This window comes from Devosia sp. XGJD_8, assembly GCF_046614475.1.
Lineage (GTDB): Bacteria > Pseudomonadota > Alphaproteobacteria > Rhizobiales > Devosiaceae > Devosia.
On sequence record NZ_JBKJHF010000001.1, the window covers coordinates 1,576,196 to 1,594,306 of the forward strand.

The 18,111-nt window shown below is 64.4% G+C and carries 19 protein-coding genes; 9 read left to right on the plus strand and 10 right to left on the minus strand.

Annotated features, from left to right (window positions below):
* Nucleotides 1-247: 247 nt before the first annotated feature.
* From rplI to rpsF, 3 genes are all read right to left on the minus strand, one after another.
* The gene (rplI, locus tag ACLI1C_RS07360) at nucleotides 248-820 is read right to left on the minus strand and encodes a 50S ribosomal protein L9 (protein WP_411396229.1); all 573 of its coding nucleotides are present in this window, start codon (nucleotides 818-820) and stop codon (nucleotides 248-250) included.
* 234 nt (nucleotides 821-1,054) lie between these two features.
* Nucleotides 1,055-1,309 (minus strand): 30S ribosomal protein S18, encoded by a 255-nt coding sequence (gene rpsR, locus ACLI1C_RS07365; RefSeq protein ID WP_046169334.1) that lies wholly within the window; start codon nucleotides 1,307-1,309, stop codon nucleotides 1,055-1,057.
* Between the two features lie 18 nt (nucleotides 1,310-1,327).
* A complete protein-coding gene (gene rpsF, locus ACLI1C_RS07370) occupies nucleotides 1,328-1,729 on the minus strand; it encodes a 30S ribosomal protein S6 (RefSeq protein ID WP_411396230.1) in 402 nt (133 codons plus the stop codon).
* Between the two features lie 303 nt (nucleotides 1,730-2,032).
* On the opposite strand from rpsF, the gene ACLI1C_RS07375 reads away from it, so the two are divergent.
* A complete protein-coding gene (locus ACLI1C_RS07375; protein WP_411396231.1) occupies nucleotides 2,033-2,398 on the plus strand; it encodes a hypothetical protein in 366 nt (121 codons plus the stop codon).
* Nucleotides 2,399-2,512: 114 nt separating this feature from the next.
* On the opposite strand, the gene ACLI1C_RS07380 is transcribed toward ACLI1C_RS07375, so the two are convergent.
* Nucleotides 2,513-2,893: a VOC family protein gene (locus ACLI1C_RS07380; RefSeq protein WP_411396232.1), complete on the minus strand. Its 381-nt coding sequence runs from the start codon at nucleotides 2,891-2,893 to the stop codon at nucleotides 2,513-2,515.
* A 183-nt stretch (nucleotides 2,894-3,076) separates the two neighbouring features.
* On the opposite strand from ACLI1C_RS07380, the gene fabD reads away from it, so the two are divergent.
* The 8 genes from fabD (at nucleotide 3,077) to ACLI1C_RS07420 (ending at nucleotide 10,710) form a co-directional block, all read left to right on the plus strand.
* On the plus strand, nucleotides 3,077-4,027 hold the full coding sequence (gene fabD, locus ACLI1C_RS07385; protein WP_411396233.1) for an ACP S-malonyltransferase: 951 nt from the start codon (nucleotides 3,077-3,079) through the stop codon (nucleotides 4,025-4,027).
* Nucleotides 4,028-4,083: 56 nt separating this feature from the next.
* On the plus strand, nucleotides 4,084-4,821 hold the full coding sequence (fabG, locus tag ACLI1C_RS07390) for a 3-oxoacyl-[acyl-carrier-protein] reductase (RefSeq protein WP_411396234.1): 738 nt from the start codon (nucleotides 4,084-4,086) through the stop codon (nucleotides 4,819-4,821).
* 250 nt (nucleotides 4,822-5,071) lie between these two features.
* Nucleotides 5,072-5,308 (plus strand): acyl carrier protein, encoded by a 237-nt coding sequence (locus ACLI1C_RS07395; RefSeq protein WP_035100440.1) that lies wholly within the window; start codon nucleotides 5,072-5,074, stop codon nucleotides 5,306-5,308.
* Nucleotides 5,309-5,349: 41 nt separating this feature from the next.
* Nucleotides 5,350-6,612: a beta-ketoacyl-ACP synthase II gene (gene fabF, locus ACLI1C_RS07400; protein ID WP_411398253.1), complete on the plus strand. Its 1,263-nt coding sequence runs from the start codon at nucleotides 5,350-5,352 to the stop codon at nucleotides 6,610-6,612.
* 164 nt (nucleotides 6,613-6,776) lie between these two features.
* The gene (gene mltG, locus ACLI1C_RS07405; protein ID WP_411396235.1) at nucleotides 6,777-7,898 is read left to right on the plus strand and encodes an endolytic transglycosylase MltG; all 1,122 of its coding nucleotides are present in this window, start codon (nucleotides 6,777-6,779) and stop codon (nucleotides 7,896-7,898) included.
* A complete protein-coding gene (locus tag ACLI1C_RS07410) occupies nucleotides 7,895-8,785 on the plus strand; it encodes a YicC/YloC family endoribonuclease (protein ID WP_411396236.1) in 891 nt (296 codons plus the stop codon). The genes mltG and ACLI1C_RS07410 overlap by 4 nt, the downstream gene beginning before the upstream one ends.
* 10 nt (nucleotides 8,786-8,795) lie before the next feature.
* Nucleotides 8,796-9,434 carry a guanylate kinase gene (gmk, locus tag ACLI1C_RS07415; protein ID WP_411396237.1) on the plus strand — a complete coding sequence of 213 codons (639 nt, stop codon included), beginning with the start codon at nucleotides 8,796-8,798 and terminating at the stop codon, nucleotides 9,432-9,434.
* Nucleotides 9,435-9,468: 34 nt separating this feature from the next.
* Nucleotides 9,469-10,710 (plus strand): MFS transporter, encoded by a 1,242-nt coding sequence (locus ACLI1C_RS07420; RefSeq protein WP_411396238.1) that lies wholly within the window; start codon nucleotides 9,469-9,471, stop codon nucleotides 10,708-10,710.
* Here ACLI1C_RS07420 and rsmA read toward each other — a convergent pair.
* From rsmA to ACLI1C_RS07450, 6 genes are all read right to left on the minus strand, one after another.
* Nucleotides 10,707-11,561 carry a 16S rRNA (adenine(1518)-N(6)/adenine(1519)-N(6))-dimethyltransferase RsmA gene (gene rsmA / locus ACLI1C_RS07425; RefSeq protein WP_411396239.1) on the minus strand — a complete coding sequence of 285 codons (855 nt, stop codon included), beginning with the start codon at nucleotides 11,559-11,561 and terminating at the stop codon, nucleotides 10,707-10,709. The two genes, ACLI1C_RS07420 and rsmA, sit on opposite strands and share 4 nt — an antisense overlap.
* Nucleotides 11,558-12,556 (minus strand): 4-hydroxythreonine-4-phosphate dehydrogenase PdxA, encoded by a 999-nt coding sequence (gene pdxA / locus ACLI1C_RS07430; protein WP_411396240.1) that lies wholly within the window; start codon nucleotides 12,554-12,556, stop codon nucleotides 11,558-11,560. Before pdxA ends, rsmA begins: the two co-directional genes overlap by 4 nt.
* A 91-nt stretch (nucleotides 12,557-12,647) precedes the next feature.
* Nucleotides 12,648-13,547, minus strand: coding sequence for a SurA N-terminal domain-containing protein (locus ACLI1C_RS07435; protein WP_411396241.1), 900 nt, complete (start codon nucleotides 13,545-13,547; stop codon nucleotides 12,648-12,650).
* Between the two features lie 97 nt (nucleotides 13,548-13,644).
* Nucleotides 13,645-15,894, minus strand: a complete 2,250-nt coding sequence (locus tag ACLI1C_RS07440) for an LPS-assembly protein LptD (protein WP_411396242.1) — start codon at nucleotides 15,892-15,894, stop codon at nucleotides 13,645-13,647.
* A gap of 59 nt (nucleotides 15,895-15,953) precedes the next feature.
* Nucleotides 15,954-17,024, minus strand: coding sequence for an LptF/LptG family permease (locus tag ACLI1C_RS07445; protein ID WP_411396243.1), 1,071 nt, complete (start codon nucleotides 17,022-17,024; stop codon nucleotides 15,954-15,956).
* Entirely contained in the window at nucleotides 17,021-18,091 is a 1,071-nt protein-coding gene (locus tag ACLI1C_RS07450) for an LptF/LptG family permease (protein WP_411396244.1), read from the minus strand. The genes ACLI1C_RS07445 and ACLI1C_RS07450 overlap by 4 nt, the downstream gene beginning before the upstream one ends.
* Nucleotides 18,092-18,111 lie beyond the last annotated feature (20 nt).

Here is an 18,111-nt window from a genome sequence, read left to right on the forward strand (position 1 = left end):
AACCTTTCTTAACCACGCGATGCGGGCCAGAGTCTTGGCCTATCGAAGTGCTGGTTAATGCGCCGTAACGACGGGCTGTGAACACTGTGGACAACGGGGATTATGCCCATGATGACTTGCACGGGAGCAAGGCCACAGAATGGCACGCGCATCGAGTCGCCCCAACGGGCAAATCGCTCCGGCGGGACGATTGGGCAACAAAAAAGGCCGGGCAACTGGCCCGGCCTTCGATCAGTTTGCGTTGAAACTAGACTTCGTCGTCGAAACGGTCGTCCTGCTTCGCATCCTTCTGGCCGGCAGCGAAATCGCCGTCCGCATCGTCTTCATAGACGGTGACGGTGACGTCTTCGCCAGCCGACTGGCGGGCAGCTTCGTCGGTCGAGCGGGCGACATTGACGGTGATCGTGACGGCAACTTCGGCATGCAGGTTCAGCGACACGGTGTGCACGCCAACCGACTTGATCGGGTCTGCCAGGTCGACCTGCGAACGCTGGATGGTGTAACCATCGGCCGCCAGGGCTTCCACGACGTCGCGCGAAGCGACAGAGCCGTAGAGCTGGCCGGTTTCGCCGGCCTGGCGGATGATGATGACTTCGCGGCCGTTGAGGCCTTCGGCAATGCCGGCAGCGGCGTTCTTGCGATCGTCGTTGCGCTTTTCGATATGGGCGCGTTCGGCTTCGAACTTCTTGCGGTTGGCTTCCGTGGCGCGGAGTGCCTTGCCCTGGGGCAGCAGGAAGTTACGGGCAAAGCCGTCCTTGACGGCAACTTCATCGCCGATCGAGCCGGTGCGGCCGATACGCTCGAGGAGAATGACTTTCATTTGAGATTCCTTTTGGCTGTCCCGCCCTCGTGGACGGTTAGGAGCCCCGGACCATCCGGAACCCCAGCGATGTGCTCAGAAAGCACCGGCCCCCGTGGTAAGACGGTAGGCCAATCAGGAAGTCGTTGGGCTGGATGAGATAGTGGTGGTTCGCGAGAACCGGAGCGGAGCGTACTTGAGTACGTGAGCACCGGAAGCGCAGCGAACCGCCGCTAGATCGCCAGCCCAGCGAACTTACTGGACGGCATACGGCATGATGCCGATGAAACGAGCCCGCTTGATCGCCTGAGCCAGTTCACGCTGCTTCTTGGCAGAAACGGCGGTGATGCGGCTCGGCACGATCTTGCCGCGCTCGGAAACGTAGCGGCTGAGCAGGCGGACGTCCTTGTAGTCGATCTTGGGCGCGCCTTCGCCCGAGAACGGGCAGGTCTTGCGGCGGCGCTGGAACGGACGGCGGGCCTGGGCGGTGGTAAGGTCTTTGATTGCCATAGCTGTATGTCCTTAAAATTAGAAACGACGCGGACGGCGTTCGCCGCCGAAGCCACCACCAGGACGGCCACCACGGTCGCCATCGCGGTCGTCGCGGTCGCGCTTCTGCATCATTGCCGATGGGCCTTCTTCCAGCTCGTCCACGCGCACGGTCATGAAGCGCAGGATGTCTTCATTGATGCGCATCTGGCGTTCCATTTCGGCGACGGCCGGAGCCGAAGCGTCGATGTTCAGCAGCGTGTAATGCGCCTTGCGGTTCTTGCGGATGCGGTAGGAGAGACCCTTGAGGCCCCAATATTCATTCTTGGTGACCTTGCCACCGCCAGCGGCGAGGACTTCGGTCAGGGCAGCGGTCAGTTCTTCGACCTGCTGCTGGGAAACGTCCTGGCGTGCCAGGAAGATATGCTCGTAAAGGGCCATTGATGCGCCTTCCTTCGTGGTTCAAACACAGCAATGTCTGGCGCGGAGCCTCCTTGAAGCCGGAAAGGCGTCAAAGCAGTCTTGCAAAGAGCGGGAACACGGGAGGCCGGGCAGCATGCCCTATTCGCCATTCCAAATGGCAAACCCTCCGTTCAGCCCCCGGCCAAACGAATTGCTGGCGGTCCAATAGGCCAGGGACGGCGGAAATACAAGGCCCTTGCGTCTTCGCGCGCTGCTTTGCGGTCACATCTTTGCCGGCTTTGACCTGCTAGGAGGCGGCCTGATCCAACCGAGACTGCTTATATGACCAAGCTGCTGCTGCCCTTCGCCGCCCTCGCCGTGCTCACCCTGGCCGCCTGCGACAACGCGCAGACCAACGAGCCGGCAGCCACCGTGCAGACCGAACCCAATGGCACCACTACGGTGCAGATCGAGGTTCCCGATGCCTTGGCGCCCGCCGTTGAGGCCGCTGCCAACCCCCAGCGTACCTTCGACGACCTGCGCAACCAGGCAGGCGCGATGACCGATCAGGCCAAGCGCGATGCCGTCGTCAATGCCCGCCGCGCTGCAGAAGCCGCCGCACGCGCACTCGGCCAGACCGAGGCCGAGATCACTCAAGCCGGCGACGTCGCTGAGCGCAGCGCCGAGGATGCGCTGGGCCTGCGCTGACCCCTGGCAGTGGGACCGGAAGAGTTGTCCCCGCCAGCAGCCTCCGGCCAGGCCTGACACATTCGGATGAGCGTGAGCCGGGCGGAACGAACACGCGTCCGGCTCAAAGATGACCTAGTTGGGTTCATCCCCGACGGCCAGGATATTGCCTTCGGAATCCTTGAACCAGGCGGCGTGGAACTTGCCCATCGTGGCAATGCCATTGACGGTCTTGAGGCCCGGCATGTCATATTCCTCGAAGCGCACGCCATGCTTGCGCAGGTCGCGAACCTCGGCCTCCACATCGTCGGTGGCGAAGGAAAGCAGGGTATTCGGCGCCTTGCCCGCATTGGGCGTGGGATAGAGCAGGAAGCTGGTCCCGCCGCCAACCCGGTAGAGGCAGCCCATGTCGTCTTCCAGCGCGGGTGTCAGGCCGAGCTTGTCCCGATACCAGGATTTTGCCCGGTTCATGTCTGCAGCCGGGATGGTTGCGTAGGCACGATGATCTGTGAGCATAACTTCCTCCCTTTCTGAGAGCCTGTCACACCATCAAAATACGCCTCTGCCAGCAGGGTGTACAGGCGCTCGCGGTCCGCGCCGCCATCCTGCCTTGACTCTGCCACACACTCCCGCTCAAACCCCGCGCAACTGGACAGCCCGCCTGCGGATTGTCTAACTGAGTCAAAAGGGGGCGACACCATGACCAGCTATGCATTCACCTTTCCCGGCCAGGGCAGCCAGGCCATCGGCATGGGCAAGGACCTGGCCGCCGCCTATCCCGAGGCGCGCGCCGTCTTTCAGGAAGTCGATGAGGCCCTGGGCCAGCGTCTCTCGGCCATCATGTTCGAAGGCGCCGACGATATCCTGCGCCTCACCGAAAACGCCCAGCCGGCCCTGATGGCCGTCAGTCTCGCCGTCGTCCGCGTGCTCGAGGCCAAGGGTATCCGCCTTGCCGATCACGCCCGCTACGTCGCCGGCCATTCGCTGGGCGAATATTCCGCCCTCTGCGCCGCGCGCACCTTTTCCATCGCCGACACCGCCCGCCTGCTCAAGACGCGTGGCCAGGCCATGCAGAAGGCCGTTCCGGTCGGCCACGGCACCATGGCGGCCCTGCTGGGTCTCGACGTGGCAACCGCCCAGGAAGTGGCCGACGAGGCCGCCCAGGGCGATGTCTGCGACGTTGCCAATGACAATGCCCCCGGCCAGGTCGTTGTCTCGGGCAGCACGGCCGCCGTCGAGCGCGCCGTCGAGATCGCCAAGGCAAAGGGCGCCAAGCGTGCTCTCCTGCTGCCGGTGAGCGCACCTTTCCACTGCTCGCTGATGCAGCCCGCCGCCGATGCCATGGCTGCCGCCCTGGCCGAAGTCACCATGCAGGCGCCGGTCGTTCCTCTGGTTGCCAATGTGCTTGCCGCCCCGATTTCCGATCCGGACGAAATCCGCCAGCGCCTTGTCGAGCAGGTCACCGGCGTCGTCCGCTGGACCGAGAGCGTGACGTGGCTGACCGGCGCGGGTGGCGTTACCCATCTGGCTGAGCTTGGCACCGGCAAGGTACTGACGGGCCTTGCAAAACGCATCAACACCGAGACTGTCGCCACCGCTGTCAGCTCGCCGGCCGATATCGATGCCTTCGTGGCGGCACTATCGGCTTAAGAACCTGAATCAAGCCATCAAGGACTTGAGTCACTATCTCCGTGGGGGAGGACTAAATGTTTGATCTGACTGGAAAACGCGCCCTAGTGACCGGCGCCAGCGGCGGTATCGGGCGCGAGATTGCCAAGGCCTTGGCTGCCGCAGGCGCGACCGTCGCCCTCAGCGGCACCCGCGTTGGCGCGCTTGAAGACACGGCCAAAGAAATCGGCAAGGACTGCGCGATTCTTCCGGCCAATCTCTCCAGGCTCGACGAGGTCGACAAGCTCGTCCCCGCCGCCGAGGCGGCCATGGGTGGCCTCGACATCCTCGTCAACAATGCCGGCATGACGCGCGACAACCTCTTCATGCGCATGAAGGACGAAGAGTGGGACGAGGTGATCGCCGTGAACCTCACGGCTGCCTTCCACCTCAACCGCGCCGTTCTGCGCGGCATGATGAAACAGCGCTTCGGCCGCATCATCGGCATTTCCTCCGTGGTGGGTGTCATGGGCAATCCGGGGCAGGGCAACTATGCCGCCTCCAAGGCTGGCCTGATCGGCATGAACAAGGCGCTGGCCCATGAGGTCGCATCGCGCGGAATCACGGTCAATTCGATTGCGCCCGGCTTCATCGCCTCGGCCATGACGGACGAGCTCAACGACAAGCAGCGCGAGTCGATCCTGTCCACGATTCCGGCCAACCGGCTGGGTACGGCGCAGGAAATCGCCGCCTGTGCGGTTTTCCTGGCCAGCGACGGCGCGGCCTACATCACCGGCCATACACTCAACGTCAACGGCGGCATGGCGATGATCTGATGGTGTCGATGCAACATTCGGCGTGGCAACAAAACCGGGCGAAAGCCGTTGAAAACCGGCATACGGGCTGCTGGGCAAGCCGCTGCAAGTGTGATACTCGGCCCCGCTGATAGCCGTGGCAGACTGCCTTGCGGGCGCCGGAAAGCGCGCCTACATTGCCTGTCGGTCAGCCAAACACGGTGCTTGAAGATTTGGCACTGCGCCAATAAAGAAGCGAAACGAAACCTCGATTTCGAAAAGGGAAGTCAATATGAGCGATGTCGCTGATCGGGTCCGCAAGATCGTTGTGGAACACCTCAATGTGGATGCCGAGAAGGTTGTCGAAAAGGCTAGCTTCATCGACGATCTGGGTGCGGACTCTCTCGACCAGGTCGAGCTGGTGATGGCCTTCGAAGAAGAATTCTCGGTCGAGATTCCTGATGACGCTGCCGAGTCGATCCAGACTTTCGGCGACGCCGTCTCCTTCCTCACTAAGGCCGTCGGCTAAGCCCCCCGGGCTTGGTCGAGTTAGGCAGGTAAAGCATGGAATTGCGCCGCGTTGTCGTCACCGGGTTGGGCCTCGTTACGCCCCTCGGCTGCGGAGTTGAGGCCACCTGGGCCAATATCCTGGCCGGAAAGAGTGGTGCCAAGCGCATCGACGATTTCGAGGTCGATGATATCGCGTGCCAGATCGCACATCGGTTGCCGCTCGGCGATTACGCCGAGGGCAAGTACAATCCCGATGAGTGGATGGATACCAAGGAGCAGCGCAAGGTTGACCCCTTCATCGTTTACGCGATGGCTGCCTCCAAGCAGGCCATCGACGATGCCGGTGTCGAGCCCAAGACCCAGGAAGAGCAGGAACGCACAGGCGTCCTGATCGGCTCTGGTATTGGTGGCGTTGGCGGCATCTACGATGCGTCCATCACCCTGCACGAGAAGGGCCCGCGCCGCATCAGCCCCTTCTTCATTCCGGGCCGGCTGATCAATCTCGCTTCGGGGTATGTCTCGATCCGTTTCGGTCTCAAGGGGCCGAACCATTCGGTCGTGACCGCCTGCTCCACGGGCGCCCACGCCATCGGCGATGCCGCCCGGCTGATCGCCCTTGGTGATGCAGACGTCATGGTCGCCGGCGGTGCCGAAAGCTGCGTCAATCGTCTGGCTTTGGCCGGATTTGCCGCCGCCCGTGCCCTGTCGACCAATTTCAACGACAACCCCACCGCGGCATCGCGTCCTTACGACAAGGACCGCGACGGCTTCGTCATGGGCGAAGGCGCCGGCATTGTCGTGCTCGAAGACTATGAGCGCGCCAAGGCGCGTGGCGCCAAGATCTATGGCGAAGTGATCGGCTATGGCCTGTCGGGCGATGCCTACCACATCACCGCTCCCTCGCCCGATGGCGATGGCGGTTTCCGCGCCATGAGCGCGGCGATCAAGCGCGCCGGTATCGATGCCTCCGAGATCGATTATATCAATGCGCACGGCACTTCGACGCCCCTCGGCGACGAGATCGAACTGGGCGCGGTAACCCGCGTTCTGGGCGATGCCGCGCCCAAGACGGTCATGAGCTCCACCAAATCGGCCATCGGCCACCTCCTGGGTGCCGCCGGCTCGGTTGAAGCCATCTTCTGTCTGCTCGCCATGCGCGACGGCATCGCGCCGCCGACGCTCAATCTGGACAATCCCTCGGTCGAAACCGCGATCAATCTGGTGCCCAAGACGGCATTCAAGACGGAGATCAACGTGGCCTTGTCCAACAGCTTTGGCTTCGGCGGCACCAATGCCAGCCTGGTGATGCGCAAGGTCGGCTGACTTTTCCACGATTCAAATGGAGGCACACCGCGTTGTTACGCGGTGTGCCTCTTGTCTTTGTGCCCCCGGCACACCAACAATGCCGCCGGCCATGAGGCTGACTCAAAACGATGACAAGACCCGTCGCGCCCAACGCGAATGGGCTTCGAGGATGATCCAGCACGATGAATGATCGCAAGCCCAGGCGCCGCCGCCGCTCAAGCAATGGTTTCGTCGATATCCTCAATGGCTTGTTGACCCTGCTGGTCATCGGTCTGCTGGTAGCCGGCGGGCTCGTCGTCTATGGCGCGTCCCAGTTCTATGGCGATGGTCCCCTCACCGAGGAAGCGACCTTCCGCGTCGAATCGGGCTCGGGCCTGGCGTCCATTTCGACGCGCCTCGAAGAGCAGGGGCTTATTTCCAACCAGTACATCTTCCAGGCCGGCGGCCGCCTCACCGAACGGCAGGCCGCGCTCAAGGCCGGCGATTTCCGTATTCCGGCCGGCGCCAGCATGGCCGACATCCTGCAGGAACTCACCGAGGGCAACCCGATCCGCTATGCGGTGACCATCCCAGAGGGCTGGACCTCCTGGGAGGCGATCCAGCGCCTCAATGCCGATGGCAACCTGGTTGGCGAAGTCACCTCGCTGCCCCCGGAAGGCTCGATCCTGCCCGGCAGCTACGACTACACCCCGGGCGATACGCGTCAGTCGGTCCTCGACAAGATGCAGGCCGCCATGGCCGCCGAGCTTGCCGCCGTCTGGGAAAGCCGCGTTCCCGACCTGCCGGTCGAGACGCCCGAGCAATTGCTGGTGCTGGCATCCATCGTCGAGAAGGAAACCGGCCTTGCCAGCGAGCGGCCACAGGTTGCCGCGGTCTTCGTCAATCGCCTCCGTGACGGCATGCGCCTGCAGTCCGACCCGACCATCATCTACGGCATCACCAAGGGGCAATCGACCCTTGGGCGCGGCCTGCGCCGCTCCGAGATCGAGGCGCAGACGCCCTACAATACCTATCAGATCGATGGACTGCCCCCCACGCCCATCGCCAATCCCGGCGTCGAGTCCCTGCGCGCTGTCGCCAATCCCGACACGCATGACTACCTCTACTTCGTCGCCAAGGGTGCCTCGCCCAGCGAAGGCCACGTCTTTGCCGAAACCTATGCCGAGCATCAGGACAATGTCGCGCAATACCGCCGCATAGCAGCCGAAGCCGCCGCACAGGCCGAAGCGGAAGCCGAGGCGGCCCGCCAGGCCGTTGAGGCAGAGCAGGCCGCCGAGAACTCTGACGCCCCGGCCGCACAGTGAGCCAGACGCTTGCCAGCATGACCGGCTATGCCCGGGCCACTGGCTCGGTGCCCGGCGCGTCCTTTGCCTGCGAGGTAAAGTCGGTCAACGGGCGCGGCCTCGATATCAGGCTGCGCCTGGCCCCCGGCCTTGACGCTCTCGAGGGCGACATCCGCCAGTTGATCGGCAAGATGGTCTCGCGCGGTTCGGTCACCTTCAGCCTGTCGGTCGAGCGCGATGGGGCAGGGGGCGAGCTGCTCGTCAACCGCCAGGCACTGGCAACCGTTCTTGCCGCCCTCGATGACCTCAAGGGCAAGGTCGAAGCGACCGCTCCCACCCTCGACGGCATTCTCGGTCTCAAGGGCGTGCTGGACCAGCGCGACAGCCCCATGTCCGCCCAAGCCGAAGAAGCGCTGGTCGCGGCTATACTCGACGCCGCCTCCCAGGCCTTGGTCGATCTCGTTCTGGCGCGGCGTCAGGAAGGAAACCAGATCGCCGCCATTCTGCTCGACCGGCTGGACCAGATCGAGGCCCTGGTGACGCAGGCCGAAGAGCACCCCGCACGCAGCCGCGAGGCCATTCTCGCCCGCCTGCGTGAGCAGGTCGCCGCCATCGCCGACGACATCACCATTCCCGAAGAACGCCTCGCCCAGGAGGCCCTGTTACTCGCCACCAAGGCCGATATCCGCGAGGAGCTGGACCGTCTGGTGGCCCATATCGCCAATGCCCGCCAGCTCATCCGGGGCGGTGGCGCCGTCGGCCGGCGGCTCGACTTTCTGGCGCAGGAATTCAATCGCGAAGCCAATACGCTGTGCAGCAAATCCAATGCGGTGGAGCTCACCGCCATCGGCCTTGACCTCAAGGCGGCGATCGATCAACTACGCGAACAAGTGCAGAATATCGAATAGGAACTGGCTGATGGAATCCCAGCGTCGCGGCGTCATGCTGGTTATCGCTTCGCCGTCGGGTGCGGGCAAGTCGTCGATTTCCCGGTCCCTGTTCGGCCAGGATCCCAATATCCGCCTCTCGGTCTCGGTCACCACGCGTGCCCGCCGCACCGATGAGGTCGAGGGCACCCATTACTACTTCGTCGATGTGCCCACCTTCAATCGCATGAAGGCTGATGGCGAGCTGCTCGAATGGGCCCAGGTGCACGACAATTTCTACGGAACCCCCCGCGCCAAGGTCGAGGAGCAGCTGGCTGCCGGCAACGATATCCTCTTCGATATCGACTATCAGGGCACCCTGCAGCTCTATGAAAAGAGCCGCAAGGACATGGTCACCGTGTTCATCCTGCCCCCCACCATCAAGGAGCTTCGCGCCCGCCTTGAGCGCCGGGCGCAGGACAGTGTCGGCACCATCGAAAAGCGCCTGCGCAACGCCAAGCTCGAGATGCAGCACTATTCCGAATACGACTACATCATCATCAATGATGACCTTGAGGCGTCGACCCAGAAGGTGCGCTCCATCCTTGCCGCCGCCCGCCTGGCCCGGCCGCGCCTCACCCAATTGGATAATTTCGTCAAGGACTTGCAGAACCAGATCGATTCGCTGTGACAGCCCGTTGAATCGATGGGTGAGGTGAGCATTTATGGTTGAGGCGCAGGTTCCGGCGGCCATCCGGCGCGGCACCCCGGCTTTCCTCCGTGCGAACACGGCCTTCTTCCTCTCGGCCTTCGCCATCTTCGCGTCGCTCTATTCGGTCCAGCCGCTGCTGCCCATCTTCGCCGCCGAATTCGGCCTGGACGCCGGTACCAGTTCCCTCGCTCTCTCTGCCACCACGGCCACGCTGGCCGTCGCGCTGCTCCTGGCCAGCTGGGTCGCCGACCGCCTGGGCCGCAAGACCCTGATGGTCTGGGCCATCCTGCTCACTGCCACGCTCGGCCTGCTGCTGCCCTTCGCGCCAAACTGGTGGTCGCTGATCGCCATCCGCACGCTGATGGGGCTGACCCTATCCGGCCTGCCGGCCGTCGCCATGGTCTATCTCGCCGAAGAGATGGATCCCGATGCCCTGGGCTTTTCCATGGGGCTCTATATCGGCGGTACCGCTATCGGGGGCATGGCCGGGCGCCTGGTATCGGGCGTTCTGACCGACTGGATCGGCTGGCGTCCGGCCCTGCTGGTGCTGGGGCTCGCCATTGCCGTTGCCGCGCTCGCGGTGGTCCTGCTGCTGCCCACGCCGCACAACTCCGCCCGCTCCCGCCTTGGCATGCGCGACCTGGTGCGTCTCGTCACTGTCCAGTTCACTGACAAAGGCCTGCCCTGGCTCTTCGCCTCGGCCTTCCTGCTCATGGGCAGCTTCGTGACCCTCTACAACTATGCTGGTTTTCGTCTCGCCCTGCCGCCGTTCGACCTCAGCCACTCGGCCATCGCGGCAATCTTCGTGGTCTATCTTTTCGGCAGCATCAGCTCGGCCTGGGCCGGCGGCCTGGCCCAGCGCCTCGGCCGTCGCAAGGTCTACTGGACCCTGGTGCTCGTCATGACCACGGGCACCTTCCTGACGCTCATCCCCTCGACACCGGTCATCATTGCCGGCCTCGCCATTGCCACCATCGGCTATTTTGCCGCCCATGGCATAGCCAGCGCCTGGGTTGCCCGCCGCGCCGTGGTCGGGCGCGCCCAGGCCTCGGCCATCTATCTCTTCGCCTATTATCTCGGCTCGTCGGTGCTGGGCACGCTCGGCGGCTATGCCTGGATGGCCTGGGGCTGGCCGGGCGTCATGCTGGTCAGCGGCGGCGCCGCGCTTGCCGCCTTCCTCGTTTCCATCCGCCTGATGTTCCTGCCGGTCCTGCCCGTACCCGAGCGTCCTGCCGAGCCGCCAGCCGGCGTCTAGCCCGCCGCCTTGCGCAGCGCCGGCAGGGCCCGCGCCATGGCCAGGAACGCCGCCACGGGCAGTTCCTCGGCCCGCTCGTCTCCCCGCAGCCCCGCGGCCTGCAACAGGCCCTCCACCGGCACGCCGGCGGCCTTCAGGCTCTGCCGCACCATTTTGCGCCGCTGCCCGAAGGCGGCGCGCGTAATATGCTCCAGATCCTTGACGGTCACGTCGTCACCCACTGCCTTGGGCACCAGATGCACTACGGCCGAGGTGACATTGGGCGGCGGCACGAAGGCCTGTCGGCCGACATTGAACGCAATTCGTGCGTCGGTGCGCCAGCCCGCCAGCACGCCCAGCCGGCCATAGGGATCCTCGCCCGGCTTGGCGCAGATGCGCTCCGCCACTTCCCGCTGGAACATCAGCGTCAGGCTCTCGAAAAAGCTGGGCCAGGGGTCCAGCGTCAGCCAGCCCGTCAGCAGCGGCGTCGCGATATTGTAGGGCAGGTTGGCGATGATCCGCGTCGGCCCGTCGGCCAACAGCCGATAGTCCATTTCCATGGCATCGCCGCTGATCACCGTCAGCCGGCCCGGATAGGCCTCGGCAATCTGCGCCAGCGCCGGCAGGGCCCGCGCATCCCGCTCGATGGCAATCACCTCGCGCGCACCTTCGGCCAGCAGCGCCCGTGTCAGCCCGCCGGGCCCCGGTCCCACCTCGATGACACGCACGCCCTCCAGTGGTCCCGCCACCCGCGCGATGCGCGAGGTCAGGTTGAGGTCGAGCAGGAAGTTCTGCCCCAGTTCCTTCTTGGCGCGCAGGCCATGCTCGGCAATCACCTCGCGCAATGGCGGCAGGTTGTCGATCTGGCTCATGTGGAGGCCGTCATGGCATCGGCCATCCTTATGGCGGCGAGAAAACTTGCCGGCGAGGCGCGGCCGCTGCCCGCCAGGTCAAAGGCCGTCCCATGGTCAGGTGACGTGCGCACGATGGGCAGCCCCAGCGTCACGTTCACCGCCTCCTCGAAGGCCACCGTCTTGATCGGGATCAGCGCCTGGTCGTGATACATGGCCACGACCGCGTCATAGCGCGCCCAATGGGTTGGATAAAACAGCGTATCGGCGGGCAGGGGGCCTTCCACGCCGATCCCCTCGAATTGCAGCTGGGCCACTGCTGGTCCGATGACCTCCAGCTCTTCCCGCCCGATCGCTCCGCCTTCGCCGGCATGCGGGTTGAGCCCCGCCACCCCGATCTGCGGATTGGCAATGCCGAAGCGGTGCCGCAGGTCATGCGCCACGATCTGCACCGTCTCCACGATGAGCGCCTTGGTCAGCAGCCCCGGCACCTGGCTGATCGGCACGTGGATGGTCACCGGCACCGTCCGCAGCCCGCCATGCGCCAGCATCATCACCGGCAGGCGCGGCTTGTCGCCACGGGCGCAGAGTTCGGCCAGGAATTCGGTATGCCCGGGATGCTTGAAGCCGGCATTGTAGAGCGCACCCTTGTGGATGGGCGCCGTCACCAGCCCCCGGCAGGCGCCCGTCAGCGTCGCCTCGACCGCCATCTGGATGGATCGGATCACCGCGCCCGCCGACACATGCGATGCCTGCCCCGGATGGTCGGGCACCAGCCCGTCCACCTCGACGACCGGCAGGGCATTGGCGAAAGCGGCAGCTGCGCCTGCGGGGTCGGCGTTGACAATGTCGATGCTGAGACCCAGCCGCGCTGCGCGCGCCCTCAGGAATTCGGCATTGCCGAAGACGCAGAAGGCCGGCAGGCCGAGTTCGGCGCGTTGCGCATAGAGTGCCAGGATGATGTCGGGACCCACGCCCGCAGGTTCACCCATGCTGATGGCCAGCAGCTTGTCCATCTCGGCCCCCGTCGGTGAACAGCGTAAGGCCCGTCACGCGGGCCAGTTCTTGCGAATAACAGAGCGGCCCGCCGAAGCGGGCCGGCCTGTCTCAGTTGTAGATGATCTTGGCCTGCTTGCGCAGGTTGGCCATGTAGGCCGCGCTCTGGTCGACAAGCACGTCATTGCCGGCTTCGGCGCGCAGGTCGCTCTTGATGAAGGTCAGGTCTTCCGCCTGGGCCTTCTCGCAGACGGCCAGCATGGAAACGCCGGTTTCGACCACGCGCGGCTTGGTGATGCCGCCGACATTGAGCCCGGCCAGTTCCTTGGCAATGGCTTCCGGCAGCTGCGTTGCATGCCGCCGGCCGACATCGATCACCGCTGCGTCCGTAAAGGCCAGCGACAGGTCCACGGCCGTATCGCAGCCGGCGAATTTGGAGCGATAGCTGTTGGCCTGCCCGGCGCGACCGCCCGACCCGCTGCCCACGAAGATCACTTCCTTGAGGATGTAATCGAAGGTCTGGTAGTCCTGCACCTTGTTGGCCGCCTGCTCATCGAGCTGCAGCTCCGAAATCTGCACCTGCGGCATGATCACCTGTTCGGTGATGGCATTCCAGGCGATGGCAGCGCGCAGCCGGTCCTTGAGCGTGTCCATGCCGACGCCGCCCTGCTGCAGCATGTTGATCAGACGGTCCTGGCTCACATTCATGTTGCGCGCGATCTGCAGCAGCGCCTCATCGATTTGTGCGTTGGAAACGGTAATGCCGAGGCGCTTGGCTTCGCTGATCTGGATGGCTTCGTCGATCAGCTGTTCCGTGGCACCCTTGGAACCGCCGCTGCTGCCTTCGAGCGCGAACAGTTTCTGGCGCTGCGCCACCTGCAGGTCGGTGATCGGGGTCCCGTTCACGGTCACCCGGGCGGCCTGCGCAACGGCCGGCATGGCCGCACCGATGGTCAGAATCGCGCCCACGATCATGGCGCTGGCTGCGCGCCTCCAGAGATTTTTGGTCATCGTATTCTTCCGCCTCGCGTCAAAGCACCCGCCCTCAATGCGGCGGGAACTGCGCTCTGTCAATTGCCCCATGAATGAGGCCAAAATCCGATATTGCCTAGAAGCTGGGCAAGGTCAGCGGGACTGCGCCCTGGTAGCCGACATTGAACCCCGCCGGAGCCTTGAGCCGGAACGTCGCCGTCACCGTGGTTGCGTTGGGCGAGCTATGCGTCGGCCCGGTGCGGTTGGCATTGGCGCCGATAACCACATAGCCATCGTCATAGGTCACCCCGCCACCCACCTGCAGCCAGCTGTTGCCGGCCAGGTCCCAGGAGGCATTGCTGCTGACCGACCAGTATTCGGCCACTGGAATGGTGATCGTGCCGCCGATTTCATGCTGGTCCTTCAGCGTGCCGACGGCCGCATTGGCAGCCAGGAAGCCGTAGTCGACGCTGGCCCCATAGCCGGCATTGGCATAGCCCACGCCCAGGCCTGTCCGGGTGACCCGGGGGCTGGCGGTGTCGACCTGCAGCTTGCCGCCCAACGTCAGGCCTTCGGCGAACGAGGCATAGGCGCCCAGCACGGCGTAGGAGGCGGTAACGTCCATCCCGGAGCCCACCCCGGTCTGCGCCGGGTCGGCGGCCGCAAAGGCATTGCTGCCCGCCAGCTGAAAGGATTGGCCGGCAATGACTTCGAAAAAGCCGCCATCTGCGAAATTGGCCTGGTAGCGCCCGCCAATATTGGCCCGCAGCCCCGTTTCCTGCCGGTCACCGCCCGAAAAGCGGTTGTAGCTGAACAAATTCGTGTCATCGAAGACAAAGCTCTGGGCATCGTCATTGGTGATGCCCACTGCCGTCGTGTTGGAGCCGCGATAGACCAGCTGGCCGATGGGCTCGATCAGGTGGACCGTCGAACCGTCATTGGCCGCCATCGGAAAGCGCACATCCATGGCTGCGATCGGCGTGGCGCTCCATAGCGTCGTCGCGCCGGGCAAGGCGGCACTGGTGCCGTCGTAATAGGCCACGTCGCCGCGTCCGCCCAGATAAGGCGTCGCCACAAACCCGCCCGAGCCAATAAACTGCCGCTGCCAGCCGGCCTGCAGGTTCAGATGCTGCTTGTTGCCGGCATAGCCGAATGTATAGGGCACGCCATTGACGGTGGTTTGGGAGTCCAGGTCCCGATGCACGCCCAGCAGGCGCCCGCTGATCTCGACCCGCCCCGCATCCGGCCCCAGGTCCTCGACATGCTCGAAACGCACCACCGGCAGGGCCTTGCCTTGCTGCCCCTGCGACGCAGCCGTCACGTCGCCCAGCAGGTTGAACTGCTGCAGGCGGACGTCGAAGAAGGTGTCATCGGCTAGATGCGTCGCATAGACCTGGTTGACCGAGGATTTTGCCGTGGTCAGCCGATAGTCGGGCAGATAGGCCGCGTCGGTGAAGGCCACATAGCTCCAGCCCACCGTCCAGTCTTCGATCGGGGTGAATTCACCCGACGTCTGGACCGCACCCCGCCAGTCGCGCTTCGCTTCGGTGAACGTAAAGGCCGACTGGTCGAACTGGTAGAGTCCGGAAGCCTTGATCTGGAACGAGCCATTGTCAAACCGCTGCAGCCACTCGGCGCCAAGCAGGAAACCCTGCCGGCTCATGAAGGTCGGCGTCAGCACGATCTCGGTCCAGCGGCTGGAATAGGCCGCATAGGGCACGATCAGCGTGTGCCCGGTTTTCTCACTATAGTCGTAGATCGGCGTGCGCACATTGGCGACGGTGTTCGCGCTGGTATCGGGCAGCCACAGATAGGGCAGCCAGGCCACTGGAATGCCGAGAACCGACAGTGTCGGCTGCTCGAGAGCCACCGAGCCGTCTTCGGCATTATAGGTGACGCGCGACGTGGTGACCGACCAGCCGATGCGCCGTCCGGCATCGTCGATGCAGTCCCCGCAGGGCGCATAACTCGCCTTTTCCATCAGCGTCTGCAGCGCGGCGTCGTAATCCACGCTGTCGGCAGTGATGCGCGCGCCATCATAGGTGGTGATGGTCAGCGCATTCATGAAGGCCTGCTTCATGCCGCCGGTGACATCCAAGTCCACCATTTCGGCCAGATTGCCGGAGGGGTCCAGAATGGTGACATCGCCGACAAATTTGAGGGTACCAGCACCCCGGTTATAGACCAGGCTCTGCCCGGTCAGCGTATAGCCGCCCTGGCTGAGCACCACATCGCCGCTGGCCGTGATGATATTGTTGACGCTGTCGAAGGTCAGCGTCGAAGCCTCGATCGCCGATGGTGCCGAGCTGTCGATCGGAGCATTGAAAAAATCTATGGGAACAAGGCCTTGCGCGGAGGCGCTGGCGGTCAGGGTAAGCGCAATCATCGCGCTGGCCAGAGCCAGGCGGTGTGGCGAAATCCCCCTCTTGGCACTCGCCATCATACTCACGCGCGCCCGTCTTCTTTGTACAGCAGCACCGTCACGCCGATGACGATGGCTACAAACGCCGGTCCGACTGCCGCAAACGTGGGATCGAGAACGCCGGTCGACCCGGCTCGGTCGGCCATCTCGGTAATCACGAACACAACAAATCCCAGCACGATCCCATAGAGAACCGCAGGACCATAATTAGAGCCTCTTCGATAACCTGCGGTAAACGCAAATGCAATGAACAGCGAGCCCGTCAGCACCAGGGGCAGGGCCAGCAGCTTGATCAGCCGCATCGTCCCCGCCGTACGGATGCTGGCATCGGCGACGCCGGCCTGCAGCAGGCGCGCCAGCTCGAAAAACGTCATGTCTTCGGTCGATGCCAGCTTGAGCCCGATTTCGGTCGCCGACGAACTGGTCGGCACCGTGTAGTTGAACACCCGCTGCGCCGGCCGGTCAGGGTTGCGCACAATGGCCTCGGGCATCACCCATTGCCCATTCTCCAGCCGCGCCTCGGCGGCCTCCACCCGCGCAGAATCGCTCTCGCCCAGGTGAAACAGCGTTACCTGGCCCAAGACCGCGCCACCCGGCTGCATGCCCGTGGCCATCATCACATAATGCGTGTCGCCACTGCGCTGTTCGAGCCAGACCTCGCCTGGCGGCGTCAGCATGGCTGCCTGGCCCGGCGGCGTCGGGCTGAGCTGGCGGTTGATCTGCGTGCTCAGCGTCTCGACGCCCAATGCCACCAGCAGGCTCACCGCCGCCAGCGCGATGACCGGCGCGCGCACCGTCCGCCAGATGGAGATGCCGCTGGCCTGGATCACCGTCAGTTCATGCCGCGCCTTGAGGTCGATGAAGCCGAGAATGGCCCCCATCAAGACGGTGACGGGCAGGGTCTTGATCGTCCACTTGACCCCGCTCATCGCCACCATGACCACCGCCATGGGCAGCCCGTGATTGTCCGCCACGAAGTTGAAGCGCCAGGTGTCGAGCGACTCGACCAGCGCGATCAGCCCGTAGAACACCAGTACGGTCACCCCGATCCGGCTGCCCAGCCGGTTGAGCACGATCCAGTCGATCCGGCTCATTGTGCCGCCACCATGGGTATGGGCCGCGGCCGCGTGCGCAGCAGCAGCGCGCCCCCGGCCACCACGATCAGCAGCAGCGCCCCGGTCCCCGTGCCCAGCGGGCTATAGGCGCTGAGGCCGCGTTCGCTGAAGGCGATCAGCAGCACCACGGCCTCCATCGGCACATTGAACCGCGTGCGTCGTCCGCTCGGAAAGCCCATGATGGCCAGCACCATCATGGCCATGCCGACCACCCGCAGGCCCTCGGCCGCCCGGTTGGCCAACAGGGTCAGCAGGGACGGGCTCCACTCGCCGCGGGAGAGGGCCTGGGCAATCAGCGATATGCTGTCCTCCGCCAGCATCGGGTCCGTCTGCGCCACGGGCTGCGACAGCTGGTCCACGCTGAGGTCGTAGCGCGCAAAGGAGATTTCGGAGAACCGCCCGTTGGACTGGGTATATTGCAGCGTGCCATTGCGCAGCTCGAGCACGTAGTTCTCGCCATCGGTCGAGACCCGCGCAGAATCGGCAATGTAGGTCCGCCGCGTCTCCGGCTCGCGCCTGTCGTCGGCGAAGAACTCGTTGATCTCCCCATCGCTGCCGCGGCCCCCGATCAGCAGCACCACGCCTGGCGTCACCTGGGTGAAGCGCCCCGGCCGCAGTGTCGAGCTGACCAGGTCCGCCGCCACGCTGGCGTTGAGGATGTTCAGCCGGCGATTGGCATAGGGCTCGATGAAGTTCGAGAGCAGCAGCACCCCCACCACGCCCGCCCCGGCGACCAGAGCCGTGGCCCGCCACAGCGATCCCAGCCCATGGCTGGTGTGGATGATATGCAGCTCCCGATTGGCCTGCAGCGCCTGCAGCGCCCGGGTGAGCCCGATGCCGATGCACACATAGAAAAACGAGATCGCCAGCGGCGGCATGGTCAGCAGCGCCTGCACGCCGAGCACCAGTATGCTCTGCCCCTTGACCGAGACCACGTCGAACGAGCGCAGGCAGTTGACCAGCCACAGCAGGAAACAGACGACACCGAACAGGATCAGCGCGTCGGCAACGAACAGCCGGGCAAGATAGGTGGTCAGTCTCTTCATGCAGTCAGGTCAGTCTATTC

Coding starts and splice junctions, on each gene's coding strand:
- rplI (WP_411396229.1), bottom strand. CDS start 820: ATGAAAGTCATTCTCCTCGAGCGTATCGGCCGCACCGGCTCGATCGGC.
- rpsR (WP_046169334.1), bottom strand. CDS start 1,309: ATGGCAATCAAAGACCTTACCACCGCCCAGGCCCGCCGTCCGTTCCAG.
- rpsF (WP_411396230.1), bottom strand. CDS start 1,729: ATGGCCCTTTACGAGCATATCTTCCTGGCACGCCAGGACGTTTCCCAG.
- ACLI1C_RS07375 (WP_411396231.1), top strand. CDS start 2,033: ATGACCAAGCTGCTGCTGCCCTTCGCCGCCCTCGCCGTGCTCACCCTG.
- ACLI1C_RS07380 (WP_411396232.1), bottom strand. CDS start 2,893: ATGCTCACAGATCATCGTGCCTACGCAACCATCCCGGCTGCAGACATG.
- fabD (WP_411396233.1), top strand. CDS start 3,077: ATGACCAGCTATGCATTCACCTTTCCCGGCCAGGGCAGCCAGGCCATC.
- fabG (WP_411396234.1), top strand. CDS start 4,084: ATGTTTGATCTGACTGGAAAACGCGCCCTAGTGACCGGCGCCAGCGGC.
- ACLI1C_RS07395 (WP_035100440.1), top strand. CDS start 5,072: ATGAGCGATGTCGCTGATCGGGTCCGCAAGATCGTTGTGGAACACCTC.
- mltG (WP_411396235.1), top strand. CDS start 6,777: ATGAATGATCGCAAGCCCAGGCGCCGCCGCCGCTCAAGCAATGGTTTC.
- gmk (WP_411396237.1), top strand. CDS start 8,796: ATGGAATCCCAGCGTCGCGGCGTCATGCTGGTTATCGCTTCGCCGTCG.
- ACLI1C_RS07420 (WP_411396238.1), top strand. CDS start 9,469: ATGGTTGAGGCGCAGGTTCCGGCGGCCATCCGGCGCGGCACCCCGGCT.
- rsmA (WP_411396239.1), bottom strand. CDS start 11,561: ATGAGCCAGATCGACAACCTGCCGCCATTGCGCGAGGTGATTGCCGAG.
- pdxA (WP_411396240.1), bottom strand. CDS start 12,556: ATGGACAAGCTGCTGGCCATCAGCATGGGTGAACCTGCGGGCGTGGGT.
- ACLI1C_RS07435 (WP_411396241.1), bottom strand. CDS start 13,547: ATGACCAAAAATCTCTGGAGGCGCGCAGCCAGCGCCATGATCGTGGGC.
- ACLI1C_RS07440 (WP_411396242.1), bottom strand. CDS start 15,894: ATGATTGCGCTTACCCTGACCGCCAGCGCCTCCGCGCAAGGCCTTGTT.
- ACLI1C_RS07445 (WP_411396243.1), bottom strand. CDS start 17,024: ATGAGCCGGATCGACTGGATCGTGCTCAACCGGCTGGGCAGCCGGATC.
- ACLI1C_RS07450 (WP_411396244.1), bottom strand. CDS start 18,091: ATGAAGAGACTGACCACCTATCTTGCCCGGCTGTTCGTTGCCGACGCG.